Annotated in this window: 12 protein-coding genes; 6 read left to right on the forward strand and 6 right to left on the reverse strand. The window is 62.1% G+C overall.

The window, feature by feature from the left end:
• Window positions 1-7 precede the first annotated feature (7 nt).
• The gene (locus LSO07_RS17800; protein ID WP_151095963.1) at window positions 8-1,099 is read left to right on the forward strand and encodes a threonine aldolase family protein; all 1,092 of its coding nucleotides are present in this window, start codon (window positions 8-10) and stop codon (window positions 1,097-1,099) included.
• Window positions 1,100-1,181: 82 nt separating this feature from the next.
• On the opposite strand, the gene LSO07_RS17805 is transcribed toward LSO07_RS17800, so the two are convergent.
• Together LSO07_RS17805 and LSO07_RS17810 are read right to left on the reverse strand one after the other, a co-directional pair.
• Complete coding sequence (locus LSO07_RS17805) at window positions 1,182-2,615, reverse strand: OmpP1/FadL family transporter (protein ID WP_151095966.1); 1,434 nt, start codon at window positions 2,613-2,615, stop codon at window positions 1,182-1,184.
• A gap of 198 nt (window positions 2,616-2,813) precedes the next feature.
• Window positions 2,814-5,519: a bifunctional diguanylate cyclase/phosphodiesterase gene (locus LSO07_RS17810; protein WP_225317343.1), complete on the reverse strand. Its 2,706-nt coding sequence runs from the start codon at window positions 5,517-5,519 to the stop codon at window positions 2,814-2,816.
• A gap of 205 nt (window positions 5,520-5,724) precedes the next feature.
• Here LSO07_RS17810 and LSO07_RS17815 point away from each other — a divergent pair, with 205 nt between their 5' ends.
• Window positions 5,725-6,699, forward strand: a complete 975-nt coding sequence (locus LSO07_RS17815) for a thymidylate synthase (RefSeq protein ID WP_034784426.1) — start codon at window positions 5,725-5,727, stop codon at window positions 6,697-6,699.
• Window positions 6,699-7,739, forward strand: coding sequence for an SMI1/KNR4 family protein (locus LSO07_RS17820; protein WP_151095972.1), 1,041 nt, complete (start codon window positions 6,699-6,701; stop codon window positions 7,737-7,739). Before LSO07_RS17815 ends, LSO07_RS17820 begins: the two co-directional genes overlap by 1 nt.
• Here LSO07_RS17820 and LSO07_RS17825 read toward each other — a convergent pair.
• From LSO07_RS17825 to LSO07_RS17840, 4 genes are all read right to left on the reverse strand, one after another.
• The gene (locus tag LSO07_RS17825; RefSeq protein ID WP_151095975.1) at window positions 7,736-10,003 is read right to left on the reverse strand and encodes an outer membrane beta-barrel family protein; all 2,268 of its coding nucleotides are present in this window, start codon (window positions 10,001-10,003) and stop codon (window positions 7,736-7,738) included. The genes LSO07_RS17820 and LSO07_RS17825 overlap by 4 nt on opposite strands.
• A 164-nt stretch (window positions 10,004-10,167) precedes the next feature.
• Complete coding sequence (locus LSO07_RS17830) at window positions 10,168-11,508, reverse strand: VWA domain-containing protein (RefSeq protein ID WP_151095978.1); 1,341 nt, start codon at window positions 11,506-11,508, stop codon at window positions 10,168-10,170.
• A gap of 9 nt (window positions 11,509-11,517) precedes the next feature.
• Window positions 11,518-12,771 (reverse strand): TerD family protein, encoded by a 1,254-nt coding sequence (locus LSO07_RS17835; RefSeq protein WP_151095983.1) that lies wholly within the window; start codon window positions 12,769-12,771, stop codon window positions 11,518-11,520.
• Between the two features lie 243 nt (window positions 12,772-13,014).
• The gene (locus LSO07_RS17840; protein ID WP_034784423.1) at window positions 13,015-13,590 is read right to left on the reverse strand and encodes a TerD family protein; all 576 of its coding nucleotides are present in this window, start codon (window positions 13,588-13,590) and stop codon (window positions 13,015-13,017) included.
• A 222-nt stretch (window positions 13,591-13,812) separates the two neighbouring features.
• Here LSO07_RS17840 and LSO07_RS17845 point away from each other — a divergent pair, with 222 nt between their 5' ends.
• From LSO07_RS17845 to LSO07_RS17855, 3 genes are all read left to right on the forward strand, one after another.
• A complete protein-coding gene (locus tag LSO07_RS17845; protein ID WP_151095986.1) occupies window positions 13,813-14,583 on the forward strand; it encodes an alpha/beta fold hydrolase in 771 nt (256 codons plus the stop codon).
• Entirely contained in the window at window positions 14,580-15,065 is a 486-nt protein-coding gene (locus tag LSO07_RS17850) for a dihydrofolate reductase (RefSeq protein ID WP_151095989.1), read from the forward strand. The genes LSO07_RS17845 and LSO07_RS17850 overlap by 4 nt, the downstream gene beginning before the upstream one ends.
• A gap of 238 nt (window positions 15,066-15,303) precedes the next feature.
• Window positions 15,304-17,568, forward strand: coding sequence for an arginine/lysine/ornithine decarboxylase (locus tag LSO07_RS17855; RefSeq protein WP_070280737.1), 2,265 nt, complete (start codon window positions 15,304-15,306; stop codon window positions 17,566-17,568).
• Window positions 17,569-17,702: the final 134 nt, after the last annotated feature.

Below are 17,702 nucleotides of genomic sequence, written 5' to 3' on the forward strand. Positions count from 1 at the left end.
AACCGCCGTGACCGAACTCGAACTGCGCCAGCGCTGCCACACCGTCCTGCCGGGCCACCGCCAGCCCGCCCCAAGCGCCACCTTCGCCGCCATGGCCGCCTGGTGCGACGCCAACCATGTTGCGCACGACACCTATGGCGAAGGCGCGCTGATCGAACAGTTCGAGAACAAGATCGCCAGCCTGCTCGGTTTCGAGGCGGCCGTGTTCTGCATCACGGGCACCATGACGCAAGTGACGGCCCTGCGCCTGGCCTGCCAGGACCGAGGTTCGCCCCTGGTGGCGCTGCACCCAACCTCACACATCCTGCGCCACGAGCGGGGCAACCATGAATTGCTCGAGCACTTCAAGGGCTTGATGCTCGGCGACCCGCACCGCCCGTGGACGGTGGACGACTTGCGCGCCGTGCCCGATGCGCTGGGCGCCGCGCAGGTCGAGCTGCCGATGCGGGAAATCGGCGGCCAGTGCCCATCGTGGGATGAATTGAATGACATCAAGCGGCACTGCCGCGAGCACAACATCCATTTGCACATGGATGGCGCGCGCCTGTGGGAAACACAAGCCGGTTTCGGCCAATCCCTGCCCGCCATCTGCGATGGCTTTGATTCCGTGTACGTGTCGCTGTACAAGGGCATCGGTGGCCTCGGTGGCGCCGTGCTGGCCGGCAGCCGCCCGTTCGTCGAGCGGGCGCGCGAGTGGTTCCGCCGCCAGGGCGGCAATATCGTGCACCGCACGCCGTACGTGGTGGCCGCCGCCATGCAGTTCGACGCGCGCCTGGCCGCCATGCCGCAGTATTTTGCACGCACACAGTGGCTGTACGCGCTGCTGCGCGACTTCCCGTCGATTGCCGTCAATCCCGCCCAGCCGCAAGCCAACATGCTGCACCTGCACCTGCCCGTCTCGCGCGAGCGGGCCACCACCATCCGCAATCAGCTGGCCGAAGACCACGGCATCTGGCTGTTCGGCCGCGCCAGCCACGCAGCGCTTCCCGGGCACAGCGTGGTGGAATGGTATGTGGGAGATCAGTTGCTGGAACTGCCGGACGACACCGTGCGGCTGGCCCTGACCCTGCTGGACGAGGCCATGCACGCCAGGGATTAATTGACAATCGTGACACCCAAAAAAAAGCGCCCGAAGGCGCTTTTTTCATTTCATGGCGGCCGGGTTGGCCGCCACTACCTGCTTAGAACTTGTAGTTGTAAGCGAGACCGATCAGCTGCATGCGGGTCTTGAACAGGCCCTTGGTGGTTTCACCGTTGCCGGTGCAGCCAGGGGTCACCGGCGAGCAGTCATTCTTGTAGTTGACAGTGGCATCCTTGAAGTCGATGAAGCTGTAAGCCAGGTCGAGCGAGGAATTGGCGTTCAGCTTCCAGTTCGCGCCGATCGAGTACTGCATGCGGTCGCTGTCCGGCAGCGCTGGATGACGCAGCTCGGCGCTGCGCACTGGCGCCTGGTCATGCGCGATACCGGCGCGCAGCAGCAGGTTTTCGCTGTACTTGTAGTTGGTGCCCAGCGACACGCGGTAGGTGTTCTTCCACTGCTGGCGGATGCGCTCCGGGCCTTCGGCCGTCGGCGGGAACTGGATGTCCAGGTTCTGCAGGCGCGAAGTGCGCGTCCAGGTAACGTCGCCCATCAAGGCCCAACGATCATCCATCTGATGGAAGGCGTTGACCGACAGGGTTTCCGGCGTGCGCACTTCGACCAGCGCCTTGGAATTGACCTTGCCCGATGCGGCGCTGATGAAGCCATTCACGGCGGCATTGTTCGACACTTGCGAGAAGTCCCAGATCGTGTCGCCTTTCAGCTTGTGCGAAATCGACGAACGGTAGGAAATGCCGAAGCGCGTGCCTTCATTCATCTGGTACAGATAGCCCAGGTTGAAGCCGAAGCCCCAGTCATCGCCATCCATCGAGGCATGGCCATCCTTGGCGCCCTTCAGTGCGGCGCCGGCTGCCTGCGCGGCGGCCTGGCCCTGCGTCTTGGCGATATTGGTAAGGAAGGCTGTCGACGCGGCTGGCGCGTGCTGGGCCAGGAAGGCCACGGAACCCGGCACGTCGACGGCCTGGCCCAGTTCCGCCTTCATGTGTTCAGCGGTGACGCCGAAACCGAAGGAGTGGTGTTCATTGACCTTGAAGGAAACGGAAGGATTCAGGGCGATGGCTTCGAGCTTGATGTTGGTGATCGCATAGCGGCCGCTCCAGTCATTGCCGTAATCGAGCTTGGCGCCGTATGGCACGAACAGGCCCATGCCGACCGTCCATTGATCATTGACCTTCTTGCTGGCATACAGGGCTGGCGCAAAGACGGCGTCCGGCGCATAGTCCTTGGTCGTGCCGCCCGGCGTGCGGCCGGTAAACGTCCTCGAACCCGTGTCTTCATAGGTCGAATGCGGTACCACCAGGGTGCCGCCGCCCATGAACTGCGTGCCTTCCAGGCGCGACAAACCGGCCGGGTTGTAGAAAATGGTCGATGCATCGGCCGCTTCGGCGCCGCTGGCATCGGCCGTGCCCTGGGCGGAAACGCTTTGCGAACCGAAACGGTAGCCCGATGCTTGTGCGGTGGAGGAAATGCCGGCGAATGCGGCAACGATCAGGAGGGGCAGATATTTATGTTTCAAGTTAGTCTCTCTTTATTATATGAAATTGTCTTCGGCACACTATCGCGGGCATATCCAGCTGCCCCGTCTTGCACTTTTCTTGCCGCCGTGAACTCCAATTCACTGACGGCATGAGCGAAGCATATAATATTTTTTAGAAAAAAGCGAACGTTCGCTCTTTTTATGAAACGGCGTTGTTTTTCCTGCGCATACGACCTTCTACAGTGCCAGCGCAGGGGCTGGAAGCGGGATCAGAAAGCGCTGATGCATCAGCGACAGCATCTGTTCCGCCGGCACGGGACGCGAGATGAAATAGCCCTGCACCTCGTTGCATTGCAGCGCGCGCAGGATGTCGAGCTGCTCGCGCGTCTCCACCCCTTCGGCCACCACGCTCATGCCCAGCGCATGCGCCATCGACAGGATGGCGCGCACGAACACTTCGCCCTGCTCCGAGCGGCCCAGCTCCATGGTGAAGGCGCGGTCGATCTTCAAGCCATCCATGGCGAACTTCTGCAGCTGCGACAGCGAGGAATATCCCGTGCCGAAATCGTCGACCAGCAGGCGCACGCCCAGCGCGCGGATGGCGGACAGCTGCTCCACGGCGCGGTTCTGTTCATCCATCATGGCCGATTCCGTGATTTCCACCTCGATCAGCCGCGCATCGATGCGGTGGCGCGTCAGGGCCGAGGCCAGCACCTGGTGCACGTCGCCACGGCCGAACTGGCGCGCCGAGACGTTGATGGACACGGGCACCAGTTCCAGCCCGCTGGCTTGCCAGCGCGCCATCTGCAGGCACACCTTTTCGATGACGACTTCGCCCAGCTGCGAAATGAGGCCGCTGCTCTCGGCCACGGGGATGAATTCCAGCGGCGGCACCATGCCATGCTGCGGATGGTGCCAGCGCACCAGCGCCTCCATGCTGCACAGCTGCCCGCTCATGGCATCGACCCGCGGCTGGTAGACGACGAGGAACTGGTCCTGCTCCAGCGCCGCCACCAGGCTTTGCTCCAGTTCGCGGCGGTTGCGGATGGTTTCAAACAGTTCCGGCTGGAAGAAACGGTGATGGCCCTTGCCCGCCACCTTGACGGCATACATGGCGATATCGGCGTTCTTCAGCAGCACTTCCGTCTCGGCGCCATCGCGCGGATACAGGCTGATGCCGATCGACGCACCCATCTTGTGGCGCTCGCTGCCCAGGTAAAACGGTTCATCGAAGGCGATGGCGATGCGCTGCGCCACCTGCTCGGCGCGGCTGTCGTCCTCCACCGGGTCGAGCACGACGACGAATTCGTCGCCCCCCAGGCGCACCACGTGATCGCCGGGCCGCAGCACGGCCTTCAGGCGCAGCGAGGCGGCGCGCAGCACCTTGTCGCCCTCGGCGTGGCCCTGCGTGTCGTTGATATCCTTGAAGCCGTCCAGGTCGATGAACAGCAGCGCCAGCATGTGCCGCGCGATGGCGGCGCGGCCCAGGGCCCCGGGCAGGAATTGCTGCAGCCAGTAGCGGTTGGGCAAGCCCGTCAAGCCATCTTCATTGGCCAGGCGGCGCAGGTCGCGCTCGTGCTCCTTGGCCGTGCTGATGTCTTGCAGCGTGACGGCCAGGCGGTCGCCGCTGCGCACCAGGCGCCGGCGTATCCAGCGCAGCTTGAAGGGGTTGCCTTCCGGCAGCTCGATCTCTTCCTCGGAAAAGCCGGATACCATGGCGGCCCGGTAATTATGGATCAGGTCGCGGAAATACGGCTCGTGGGCGCGCGATTGCAGGCGCATGCCCAGCAACTGTTCGCGGCGCACGCCAAAGTAGCCGGCGCCCGGCTCGTTGCAATCGACGATCTCGAAATCGAGGATGCTGCCATCCGTGCCGCGCAGGGCGGCAATGATGTAGAAGCCGTCGCTCGTGCCTTCGGTGGCCATGCGGTAGGCATTGCGCACGCCTTCGGACTGGTGGTGGCGCCACGCCAGGCGCAGCGACAGCACGGTGGCGACGGCGGCAAAGGCCAGCAGCAGCAAGGTGACGGCAAAGGCGATGCCGATATATATCGTGCGCGTTTCCTCGTAGGGATGCAGCATCTCGCCGTCCGACAGTCCGACCACGGCCGTAAACGGATAGGCTTTCAGCGCCTGCCAGCCCACGTAGCGGCTTTGCTTGTCGGAAAAAGCGATCCTGCCGCCCGAATGCAGGGCGCCGCTCTCCGTTTCCAGGAGGCTGGTGTCGAGAAACGGCGTGTCCTCGCCGCTCGGGGTCGGCAACACGCGCGAGCCAAGGCGCGTGCTGAACAGCTCACCCTCCTCGCCCACCATGGCCGACATGCCGAACTTGCCAAAACTGACGCTGTTGTAGAATTCGGAAAAATAGCTGGAATGGATGGAGATCAGCAGCACGCCGTCAAAATTGCCATCCTCGTCTTCCAGCCGGCGCGTGAAATGCACGAGGCTTTCATCGGCGCCCGCCACCGCGGCCTCGCTTGCCGCATTGGCCCTCCCCAGCGCGATGCGCAGCGCACTGGAATTGCTGCGCCAGTGGCGCAGCAGAAAATCGCTGCGCTCGTTGACCCGCAGGCGCTGCAACGGCGCCGTGGCCGTCACGGCGTGGCCCTTGCGGTCGAGGATGGCGACGATGGCAAATTGCGGCAAGGCATACATTCCCTGCGTCTTCAATTGGTCGAGACGCAGCTGGCCGCGCGAATTCTCCCACTCGTATTTGAGCTGCAAGGTCAGCTGGTCCATCTGTTCCAGGGTGCGCAGCAGATACTGGCCATACGCTTTCGACAAGGAAGACACGCTGTCGAGCGCCTGCTGCTGCGCCACCTTCTTTTCCGCCTCCAGCTGCAGCAAGGTGGCCGTCCACAGCACGGCACACAGGATCAGCCCCAGCAAGGGCCAGGCCAGGATCAGGCGCAGGTTGGCCTTGAGAAAATCGGCCCTGCTCATCTCCACCACGGCGGCGTTATTATTATTTACAAATTGTCGCAAGAACATGGTGCAGCATCTGCCGTTTCTGTGTATTTCTTCAAGGACACACAAATTACCACAGAGTCATGTTTGCAGGTAAGACAGCAGCGTAATTATGTGTGTGGGCCGCAGCCCGCCTGTCGCGCCTGCGTTACAATCACCATCCTTACCGTTGGAGAAATACATGCAGCAATATCAAGATTTGATCAAGACCGTGCTCGAAACGGGCAGCTGGCAAGACAACCGCACAGGCATCCGCACCCTGAGCGTGCCGGGCGCCATGATGCGTTTCGACTTGGCCAACGGCAATTTCCCTGCCGTGACGACCAAGAAACTGGCTTTCAAATCCGTGATCGGCGAATTGTGCGCCTTCCTGCGCGCCTCGCGCAACGCGGCCGAGTTCCGCGCACTGGGCTGTAAAGTCTGGGACCAAAACGCCAATGAAAATGCGCAATGGCTGGCCAACCCCTACCGCGAAGGCGAGGATGACCTGGGTCCCGTGTACGGCGTGCAATGGCGCCAATGGCCCGCGTATAAACTGCTGGACGCCGACCAGCCGGCACAGATCGCCGATGCGCAAGCGAACGGTTTCACCCTGATCGCCCCCATCGCCGAAAACGGCGTGCAGAAAGTGCTGCTGTACAAGGCCGTCGACCAGTTGCGCGAATGCCTGGACACCATCATGCACAACCCCGGCAGCCGCCGCATCCTGTTCCACGGCTGGAACCCGGCCGTGCTGGACGCCGTCGCCCTGCCCGCCTGCCATTTGCTGTACCAGTTCATCCCGAACGCCAGCACGCGCGAAATCTCGCTGTGCTTATATGTGCGCAGCAACGACATCGGCCTGGGCACGCCGTTCAACATCGCCGAAGGCGCGGCCCTGCTGCACCTGGTGGCGCGCCTGACGGGCTACACGCCGCGCTGGTTCACGTATTTCATCGGCGACGCGCACATCTATGAAAACCACCTCGACATGGTGGAAGAACAGCTCAAGCGCACACCGTTCCCGGCGCCGCGTTTCGTCATTTCCGACCGCGTGCCCGACTTTGCCAAAACCGGCAAGTACGAGCCGGAATGGCTGGAAAAAATCGAGCCGTCCGATTTCTCGCTGGAAGGCTATGAACACCACGCGCCCATCAAGGCCGCGATGGCCGTCTGATGGCGGTCGCACCGCTGGCAGCCCTGCACCGCAAGCTGTTTGATGAAACCGACGGAAACAAGTTCGCCCGCCTGAAGGACAGGCTGCTGAAAAAGCATGCTGCCGACGAACGGCAAGCCGTGCTCGCCATCCTGAGCGCCTACGCCAGGGACGGCCAGCTGCTCCACTGGCGCGCCTTCCTGATGACGGATATCGTCGCCCTGGCCGAGCCGGGAGAATACGGCGATTTTTTCAGCTGGAGCCTCGATATCGACGGCCTCGCCTACTGGGGCGTGGATGGCATGTTCAAAAGCATGGGCAAGGCGGCGTATGCTCCGCTCGTGGCCCTGGCCACTGCGGAAAATGCCAAGCTGAGCGTGCGCGCCAAGGCCGTCAAAAGCCTGGCCGTGTTCAGCCGCCAGCCTTTCGATGCGGGTTTGCCTTACGATCCCGGCCACTGGAAGGCAGAACAGCTACGGCTGGCCGACGTGCTGGCATGGCAGCGCGACGCTTATCCGGATGGCGCAGGCTATGCCGTGCCCGCCACCCACGCGTCGCTCGAGGATCCGCGCACGCCGCTGGAAAAAGCCGCGGCCAGGCTGGAGAAAAAGCTGGCCGCCAGTCGCAAGAAGGAGCAGGACCTGGCGCAGCCATCGAACTGGCTGACCATCGCCAGCGCCGCCGACATGGCCGGCATCGCGCAGCGCTGGGCCTTGCCGGAGCACTACCGGCGCTTCCTGGCTTGCCATTCGCCGCTGCGCGTGTTTATCGACAGCCGGCAGTATTTCCAGGGTTTGAGCCTGTATGGCGCGGCCGGGCTCATCAAGGCCCAGCACGGTTACGCCTGGAATCCCGTCAGCGGTGAAGCCATCGCCGGCTGGCCGGAGCAGTATCTGGTGATCGCCGATGCGGGTGCCGATCCATATTGCCTGGACCTGGGCGCCGTCGCCGATGGCGATGCCCCCGTGTATCGCGCCGAACATGGCCTGGGCACATGGCGCTTCGAGCGCCACGCGGACAGTTTCATCGACTTCCTGAACGAGATCGCGACAGCGGCCTAGCCTGCCTCGCCTCCCGGACCGCCGGGACCGGGGCCGCCTGGCCCGCGTCCGCCCGGCGGGCCGAAGCGCGGTTCGCGCTCGCCCTCTTTCGCCGCCGACGTGGCGCCGCCCAGGCGGTACGACAGCCCCACATAAATCATGCGTCCATCGAAGCGCCGCGTGCTCGTCTCGCGCAGGGAAGCGCTGTTGATGACGGTTTCCATCTTGTTGCTGCTGAACACATCGGTCACATTCATGACCAGGCTCAGCTGCGGCGTCACCGTATGGCGCCAGCTCATATTCAAGGTGTTGTTCGGCGAGCGGTAGCCCTGCCCCGACAGCATCTTGCCTTGCATTTGCAGGGCCAGCTGCAGCTGGTTGGCGGGATTGACCTGGTAATTGAGGCGCGCGCGGCCGCTCAGGGCATTCGCCGTGCGCGTGCTGCGGTTGCCCAGGTCATCCGAACTCGTCTGCTGGCTGCGCGCCAGGTTGCCGCTCGTGTTCAGGGTCAGCGATGGCGTCAGCTTGCCGCTGACGCTGAATTCCAGGCCGCTCGAATGGCTGCCTTCGCCGTTTTCGCGCGTCGTCAAGAGCACATTGTCGCTGATAAAGTAGCGGTAATCGACGATGGCGTCCGTATCGCGCCGGTGGTAGGCGCGCAAGCTGCTTTCCAGGCCCGCGATCTTCGTTTCATAGCCGATCTCGAACGAGTCCGTCTGCGTGGGTTTCAGCTTGGGATTGCCGGCCGACACATTGAACTCGTCGCGGTAGACCACGTAAGGATTCAGGTCGCCCGCATTCGGACGGCGGATGCGGTGCGCATAGCTGAAGCGCAGGTTGCTCTCGTCGCTGACCTTATAGGTAGCGAACAGGCTGGGAATATAGTTGACGTAGTTGTTGCTGGCCTCGATGCCGCTGGTGATCTGGCGCACGTTCAAGTCCGTGTATTCGGCGCGCAAGCCTGCCAGCGCGCCCCAGCGCTCGGTCAGGCGCATCTGGTAGGAGCCGTACAGCGCGATGGTGCGCTCGTCCAGCTCGAAACGGTTGCTGCGCATGGGATTGACGGTCTCCAGCAGGCTGCCCGGGTTGATGTCCGTATATAAGGTATCGAAACTGCTCTTGTTGTCGGCTACCTTGTAGCCCAGCTTGGCCGTGCCGCCCGCCAGCGGACGCTCGTAGTCGCCGCTGAAGTCGACGATGCGGTTGCCCGTCTCGCTGTGCTGGCGCGCGCGGCTGTCGAAGGCATTCACGGGCGTCACCGCGTAGGTATTGGCGTAATCGCTGTCGCTCTCGTTGGTCGACGACGAAACGCGCAAGTCGATCTTCAGCGATTCTCCCGGCAGCTCTCCCTTGTGGTCGTAGCGCGCGCCCCAGCTGTAGTTGCGGCTGTCGCCGTTGCGCACGGTGCTGCGCACATAGTCGCCGATGGTGCTGCCCGTGCTGTCGCCATTGATGTAGCGGTCGAGCGAACGCTGGTCGTTGCTGCGGCCGTTATACGACACGCTGGCGGCCAGGGTATCGTTGGCGTTCAGGTTGTAATTCACCGTGCCGTGCAAGCCCAGCGAATCATTCAAGCCATTGTTGCTGGACTGCTGGCTGCTGGGGGCGAATGCCCCCGTGTCGCGTTCCAGGCGCTCGCGGCTGACCTCGCCCACGGAATTGCGGCCGTCGTGGCGCACATTGATGCCGCCCTGGTAGCCCCACGGCCCTTCGTTGTACGTGCCGGACACGGCACTGTTATAGCGCCCCGCGATGCCCGCATTTGCGTTGACGGTGGCAAAGCCGCCCGGCTTGCGGTTGCGCCGCATCACCAGGTTCAAAATCGGGCCGCCACCGGCTTCGTTGCCGAACTGGGCACCGGGATTGTTGATCACTTCCACGGACTCGATATCGTCGGCCGCCATGGCATTCAGGGTGGCGCCGCGCGAATCGCCCTGCAACATGGCTGACGGCTTGCCATCAATCAATATCTGCACATTGCTGCTGCCGCGCAGGGAAACGCTGCCATCGGGGTCGACGGCCACCGACGGCACATTGTTCAAGGCATCGGCCGCCGTGCCGTTGCTGCTGCCCACGTCGGACTTGACGTCGTAGACTTGCCGGTCGATGCGGCCCGTGGGACGCTCGGCCGTCACGCTGACGGAAGGCGGTGCATCAATGGCGGGCGCCTTGGCCGGCGCCGGCTTGACGATGGCGTCGCCGGTGGCCGCGGCCTGTGCCTGAGCGGAAACATTGGCAGACAGCAGGCTGCCGCCAGCCAGGCAGCAGAGAACAATTTTATGCATGAAATAAATAGCCCAGGAACTGTGAGGCGCAACGCAAACGCGTGGCAACCGGGAATCGAATGCCATGATTCTAGGGGCCAACGCATAGGCAAACAATTGCAATTTACTTCAATTTACAAATCTCTTGCGCTTGTGGCATTACAGCCTCACACCTTGGGGAGCAGCTAGGTCAGCAAGCCATTGCTACGTGCCAGTTTCAGCCAGCCCGGATACTCCGTCATCAGCAAGTCATACAGTTCCTCATCGCTGTGCTCGTCGGGCGAGCTGACGGAAAAGTAATTGGCATTGTCGACCAGGCGTCCCTGCAATTCGTCGAGCTTTTCCAGGAAGGGGAAGTCGGAATCGGCAAAGGCGGCGAGGAACTTGCTTTTCGATTTGCGCCCTTTGCCGATGCCCATGAATTGCCAGAAGATCGGTTCATTGCTGGCCCAGCGCAATTGTTTCTCCGTCGTCGCCTGATCGCTGGTGCCTCCATCGGTGACGAACATGACGTACACGGGCAATTCGGCCGCAACGGGGCGCGTGCGCTCGCCGCCGGCCGCGTCAGGGAAGTAAAACGCGCGGATCGCCTGCATGGCGGCGCCATAGCGCGTGTCGCCTTCCAGCGGGTGGCGGATGATCGCCCGCCCCACATAGGTGTTGCAGTTGCTCAAGTCCATGGGTGCCGGATGATGGACGTTCTTGCCGAACAGGAAAACATCGATCTCGCCATCGTCGTCGAACTTGCAGCCCAGGGCCAGGATGCGTTCGGCAAAGCGCTGCACCAGCCCCTCTATATACAGCCGGCCCATGGAACCGGAAATATCCAGGCACAGGCAGACCTTGGCGCGGTGGTCAAGCAAGCCCACTTTTTGCAGCGACACGCCCGCCTGCTTGACCAGGCTGACCAGCTGCGGCGCTTCGCGTTCGACGCGCTTTTCCAGGTTGATCTTCGCCTGCATGACGGCAGACGCCGCAGGGGTGGAAGGAGCAGTTGGCGCGGCCTGGTCGACTTCGCCGCCGAAGTGGCGCACCAGGGAGTCGAGCCCTCCATTGAAACCTTGTCCCACGGCCATGCAGCGCCAGCCGCCATCCTTGCGGTACAGTTCGGCCAGCATGACGGCTTTTTCTTGCGCGAAATCACCGCCCGCGAAGGCGAAGCGGGCCAGTTCGCGTCCGTCCGCCAGCAGGCGTACGTGGCCAGATTGCAGCTGCGACATCACGCCGCCGCCATCGATGGATGCCGTCACGACGAGACGGTCTATGCTGGCCGGCAAGCGCGCCAGTTGCATGGCAAACTCGGTCATGTCGCCAGCGCTGCCCGAACGCGCTTCCACGCCGCCGCATGGCGTGCGCGGCTGGTTGAAAAAGGTCATGTAGCGCTCGTCGGACAGTTTGCCGTTGGCATCGAGGCCGAAACAGGCCACGTCGAGCGCCAGTCCCTGTGCGGCCACGCCCACCTGCAGCACGCCATCGGGAACGAGATTGGCCAGCGGCAAGCGCTGTCCCTTGGACAAGGTTTCCATCAGTGCCTCCTAGGCGATATAGCGGCGCGGATTGTCCGCATTGAAATCATCTTCGTCTTCCTTGTCCTCGCCCTTGAAGACGACGGGACCATTGAAGGCCAGCTGCAGGTTCTCGCCCTGCCAGCTCAGCCACGGCGTCGCTTCGCTGCCCGGTTCCGACGTCTTGCCCGACGGTTCCAGAATGATGCTGTCGGGCGTGATGCGCGCCATGCCGATCACATAGGTGTAGACGGAATCATCGTCGGCCGCCTTGGACAGGCGGAAATCGAACGCGCACTCGACGATCTGCTCGCCATATTGCATGACCATCTTCGGCCGCATGGAAGCGACGGAGACGGCGCCATTGGCCAGCGCCGAATACACGCTGAAGACAAGCCCCACCGTGCCGCCGTAATGCTGCGCCAGGGCGGGATTGACTTCCACGGTTTCCGTGGCGGGCTCCTTGCCCGATGCGCCCGCCACATCACCCAGGTGGCGCACGAAGGGCATGGCGCCAAAGTTGCCGGGCGTATCGGGCGCCTGGATGAAGCGCATCTGGCCATTCGGCAAGAGGATGCCGACCCGCAAATCAAGGTCGTCGTTGTCGTCATCGCCATCGCCGTTATCGACCCAGGTAGCCTTGACGGTGAGTTTGCCCGGCGCGCCGGCGCCCTTTTCCAGCGACACCTTGTGCGTCTGGCCTGCCTTGGTCAGCGAGATTTTCGACAGGGAAATCTTGGGTGATGGCGCCGTTTCCGCTGCCGCCTGCGCCACTTCACCGCCGAAATGCGCGACCAGCGCGTCCAGCCCGCCATTGAAACCCTGGCCCACGGCCATGAAACGCCAGCCGCCGTCCTTGCGGTAGAACTCGCCCAGCATGACGGCTTTTTCCTGCGCAAAATCAGCGCCCGCATAGGTGTAGCGGGCCAGTTCGCGTCCGCCATCGAGCAGGCGCAGGTAGCCGCTGCCCAGCTGCGCCATGGTGGCAGCGCCATCGATGGCGGCAGTGACGACCAGGCGCTCGATGGAGGACGGCAAGCGGTCCAGCTGGTAGCTGAAACCGGCCGCATCGCCGGACGGCGCCACGGTTTCCACGCCACCGCACGGCGTGCGCGGCTGGTTGAAGAAAGTCATGTAGCGGTCGTCGGACAGCTTGCCGTTGGCATCGAGGCCGAAACAGGCAAAGTCCAGCGCCACGCCGGCGCTGGCGAGGCCCAGTTGCACGACATTGCCCGTGACGAGGCCGGACAGCGCCAGGCGCTGCCCCTTGATCAGGTTTTCCATGCGATTATTTATTCAGGTGTGGGAGCTTCGGACAAGGGCTCAAGGCAAGGCCCGTCGTCCGAAGACAGTACGAATGTACAGTCAGTCCATGGCGGAGCAACGCCGCCATGGACTGACGTTCTGGGTTCTATACAAAGCTAAAAGAGCTTGGGACAACGGTTCAGGGCAAGACGCGTCACCGAAGACAGTACGAATAGTACGGCGAGGTGACGCAACGCGGCCATGGGCCGTTTTCCGGAGCTCTTAGGCGTTAATGCCGAAGGAACGTGCCAGTGGGCCCAGGCCGCCTTTGAAACCCTGGCCGATGGCCTTGAATTTCCATTCGCTGCCGGCGCGGTAGATTTCGCCGAAGATCATGGCCGCTTCCGTCGAGCCGTCTTCCGACAGGTCGTAGCGGGCGATTTCCGCGCCGTTGTCGCCATTCAGGCAGCGGATGTAGGCCTTGCCGACCATGCCGAAGTTCTGCTTGCGGTTTTCCGCGTCGTGGATGGTGACGGCCACGGCGATCTTGTCGATATCGGCAGGCACGTTGGCCAGGTCGACGGCAACCTTCTCGTCATCGCCATCGCCGCCGCCCGTGGTGTTGTCGCCCGCGTGGACGATGGAGCCGTCAGCCGACTTCAGGTTGTTGTAGAAAATGAAATCGGCATCGGAGCGGGCCTTGCCATCCGTTTTCAGCAGGAAGGCGCTGCCGTCCAGGTCAAATGCGGCGCCATCGGTGGCGCGCGGGTCCCAGCCCAAGCCAATCACGATTTTCTTCAAGCCAGGAGCTTCCTTGCTCAGGTTGACATTGCCGCCTTTTTGCAAACTGATCGCCATGGTAATTCCTCTTTAATGTGGGGGTTGCATTCGGTGTTTCAGGTCACGTCGCCAGCGTACCGGCTTGATGAGCCATGAGCCTACCATAAAGTTACTGCTTGCCAGCCGCGCACTATTGAAAATAATGCCATGCGGAAAAGACCGTGCCGCTGCCCCAATGCGCAAAATGACGGATAATGCCGCTCGACAAAAATTTTTACCATCCTGACCCCAGGCTTGTCCTTGAACAATACCAAGATACGACTCGACTGTATTCCCGGCACCCTGTGCGACGAGCGCCTGTGGTCGCGCCTGGCGCCTGCCCTGGGCGACGCCTTTGATCTGCAGCACGTGCCCCTGCACCAGGCGCGCACGCGCCCGCAGATGCAGCAGATGATCGCCAGCCACAGCGCTGCTCAAGCCCATCTGGTGGGCTTTTCGCTGGGCGCCTACCTGGCGCTCGAACACGCGCTGGCGCACCCGCAGCGCGTCCAGTCCCTCACTTTGATCGCCAATTCGGCCAAAGGTTTGCTGCCGGCGGAAATTGAAGCGCGCCAGCGCATCGTCGCCATGCTCGAGCGCAATGCCTATGCGGGCATCACGCGCCAGCGCCTGCGCGAACTGCTGCACCCGTCGCACTTGGAAGACACCGGCATCACGGGCCTGATCCGGCAGATGGGGCTGGACCTGGGCAAGGACGTGCTGCTGGCGCAATTCATCACCACCATCGCCCGCCCGGACCTGATGGCGCGCTTGCCGGAACTCGGTTTTCCCGTGCTGATCGTGGGCGCCGAAGAGGACAAGCTCATCGACCCCGACGATCTGCGCGCCATGGCGGCCCGCCTGCCGCAAGCCACCCTGCACCTGCTGAAAGACAACACCGGTCACATGATTCCGCTGGAAGCACCAGGCGCGCTGGCCGACGCCATGCGTGCGCATCTGGAGACCGCTGGCAATTTCAACGATAATGGCGGGCATCGGGCCTCGCCCCCACCTTTTTCACGGAACCAATGAGCTTACTGACCATCATCGTCGCCACCGACCAGCAAGGCGGCATCGGCATCGACAACACCCTGCCGTGGAAACTGCCGGAAGACCTCGCGCATTTCAAGCGTCTGACGACGGGCCATCCCATCCTCATGGGCCGCAAGACCTTCGACTCCATCGGCCGTCCGCTGCCGAACCGCCGCAACATCGTCATCACGCGCAATCCGGACTGGCGCCATGAGGGCGTGGAAGCGGTGTCGTCGCTGGAAGCGGCCATCGCGCTGCTGGACGGCGCCGAAGGCTATATCATCGGCGGCGCGGAAATCTACCAGCAGTCGCTGGCACTGGCGCAGCGTTTGATCATCACGGAAATCGGCCAGACGTTTGACTGCGATGCCTTTTTCCCCGCCGTTGACCATGCAGTATGGCAAGAAACCGCGCGCGAAGCGCATGTTTCGGAGAAATCCGGCCTGCCTTACGCCTTTGTCACGCTGCAACGCAAAGCCTGATAAGGTTATATTGACTAGCAGAATGTTGCTGTAATACCCCTGTCACACCCATGCGTCACGCTAGCGCACGCTTGTGACGCTTTGGTGCGATATTTTTTTCCCGCAGACGCCGCATTTCTGCGAGAATCCCGTTCTTATTTTTTTTCTGCGGCTGCCGGGTTGCACTACCGCCTGACCGTCGCGCCCTAGTCCGCCCCTTCACATATGTCAGGGGCGGCTTGCTTTTTTGGAGACATGCATGAAATTTCGTTTCCCTATCGTCATCATTGACGAGGATTTCCGTTCTGAAAATACGTCCGGCCTGGGCATTCGCGCCCTTGCCGCCGCAATGGAAAAAGAAGGCATGGAAGTGCTGGGCGTGACCAGCTACGGCGATTTGTCGCAATTTGCCCAGCAGCAATCGCGCGCGTCAGCCTTCGTGCTGTCGATCGACGATGAAGAATTCGGCGCCGGTTCCATCGAGGAAACCGATCACGCCTTGAAATCGCTGCGCGCCTTCGTCGAGGAAATCCGCTACAAGAACGCCGATATCCCTATTTATCTGTACGGCGAAACGCGCACCTCGCGCCATATCCCCAACGATATCCTGCGCGAACTGCATGGTTTCATCCACATGTTCGAAGATACGCCGGAATTCGTCGCGCGCCACATCATCCGCGAAGCGAAATCCTACCTGGACGGCCTGTCGCCGCCATTCTTCCGCGCACTGGTGCACTACGCCAACGACGGCTCCTACTCATGGCACTGCCCCGGCCACTCGGGCGGCGTGGCGTTCCTGAAGTCGCCGATCGGCCAGATGTTCCACCAGTTCTTCGGTGAAAACATGCTGCGCGCCGACGTCTGTAACGCCGTCGAGGAACTGGGCCAGCTGCTCGACCATACGGGCCCTGTCGCCGCGTCCGAACGCAATGCCGCGCGCATCTTCAATGCCGACCATTGCTATTTCGTCACGAACGGCACCTCGACCTCGAACAAGATGGTGTGGCACTCGACCGTGGCGCCGGGCGACATCGTCGTCGTCGACCGCAACTGCCACAAGTCGATCTTGCACTCGATCATTATGTGCGGCGCGATTCCCGTGTTCCTGATGCCGACACGCAACCACCTGGGCATCATCGGCCCTATCCCGCTGCATGAGTTCACGCCGGAAAGCATTGCCCGCAAGATCGAGGCCAATCCGTTCGCGCGCGAAGCGAAGAACAAGAAACCGCGCATCCTGACAATCACGCAATCGACCTACGATGGCGTGATCTACAACGTGGAAACCCTGCGCGAAATGCTGGACGGCAAGATCGACACCCTGCACTTCGATGAAGCGTGGCTGCCGCACGCCACCTTCCACGATTTCTACAAGAATATGCACGCCATCGGCAAGGACCGTCCGCGCGCCAAGGAATCGATGATCTTCTCGACCCAGTCCACGCACAAATTGCTGGCCGGCCTGTCGCAGGCCTCGCAAATCCTCGTGCGCGAATCGGACACGGTCAAGCTGGACCAGGATGCCTTCAACGAGGCTTACCTGATGCACACCTCGACGTCGCCGCAGTATTCCATCATCGCTTCGTGCGACGTGGCAGCCGCCATGATGGAAGCGCCGGGCGGCACGGCCCTGGTGGAAGAATCGATCATGGAAGCGCTCGATTTCCGCCGCGCCATGAAGAAGATCGACCAGGAATGGGGCCAGGACTGGTGGTTCCAGGTGTGGGGTCCGGCCACCTTCAACGACGAAGGCATGGGCCAGCAGGAAGACTGGATGATACGCGCCGAGGATGACTGGCACGGCTTCGGCGACCTCGCTCCCGGCTTCAACATGCTCGACCCGATCAAGGCGACCATCGTCAACCCGGGCCTGTCGCTGGACGGCCAGTTCGGCGACACGGGCATCCCCGCGTCCATCGTCACCAAATACCTGGCCGAGCACGGCGTCATCATTGAAAAATGTGGCCTGTACTCGTTCTTCATCATGTTTACCATCGGCATTACCAAGGGCCGCTGGAATACCCTGCTGACCGCCTTGCAGCAGTTCAAGGACGACTACGACAAGAACCAGCCGATGTGGCGCATCCTGCCGGAATTTGCGGCAGCCAACCCACGCTACGAAAAAATGGGCTTGCGCGACCTGTGCCAGCAGATCCATGATTTCTACAAGGCTTACGACGTGGCCCGTTTGACGACGGAAATGTATCTGTCGGACATGATCCCGGCCATGAAGCCGTCGGACGCGTTTGCCAAGATGGCGCACCGCGAAATCGAGCGCGTGGCCATCGACGAACTGGAAGGCCGCATCACGTCCATCCTGCTGACGCCGTACCCGCCGGGCATCCCGCTGCTGATCCCGGGCGAGCGCTTCAACAAGACCATCGTCGACTACCTGCGCTTCGCACGCGACTTCAACGAGCGCTTCCCCGGCTTCGAGACGGATGTGCATGGCCTCGTGAAACGCGAAGTCGATGGCAAACGCGGCTATTTTGTGGACTGTGTCAAATTGGATGAGAACGCCTAAAAATCATCCATGGCGGCGTTGCATTGCCCTGAACGTTTTTAGCCATTCTCGTGACGTTCGTTGAACTTCATTAAACAGCGCCGCCTGATGCAGATCAGGCGGCGTTTTTCATTGTGGGCCACCGCGCACGCTTG

This window comes from Janthinobacterium sp. PLB04, assembly GCF_021165895.1.
GTDB lineage: Bacteria > Pseudomonadota > Gammaproteobacteria > Burkholderiales > Burkholderiaceae_D > Janthinobacterium > Janthinobacterium lividum.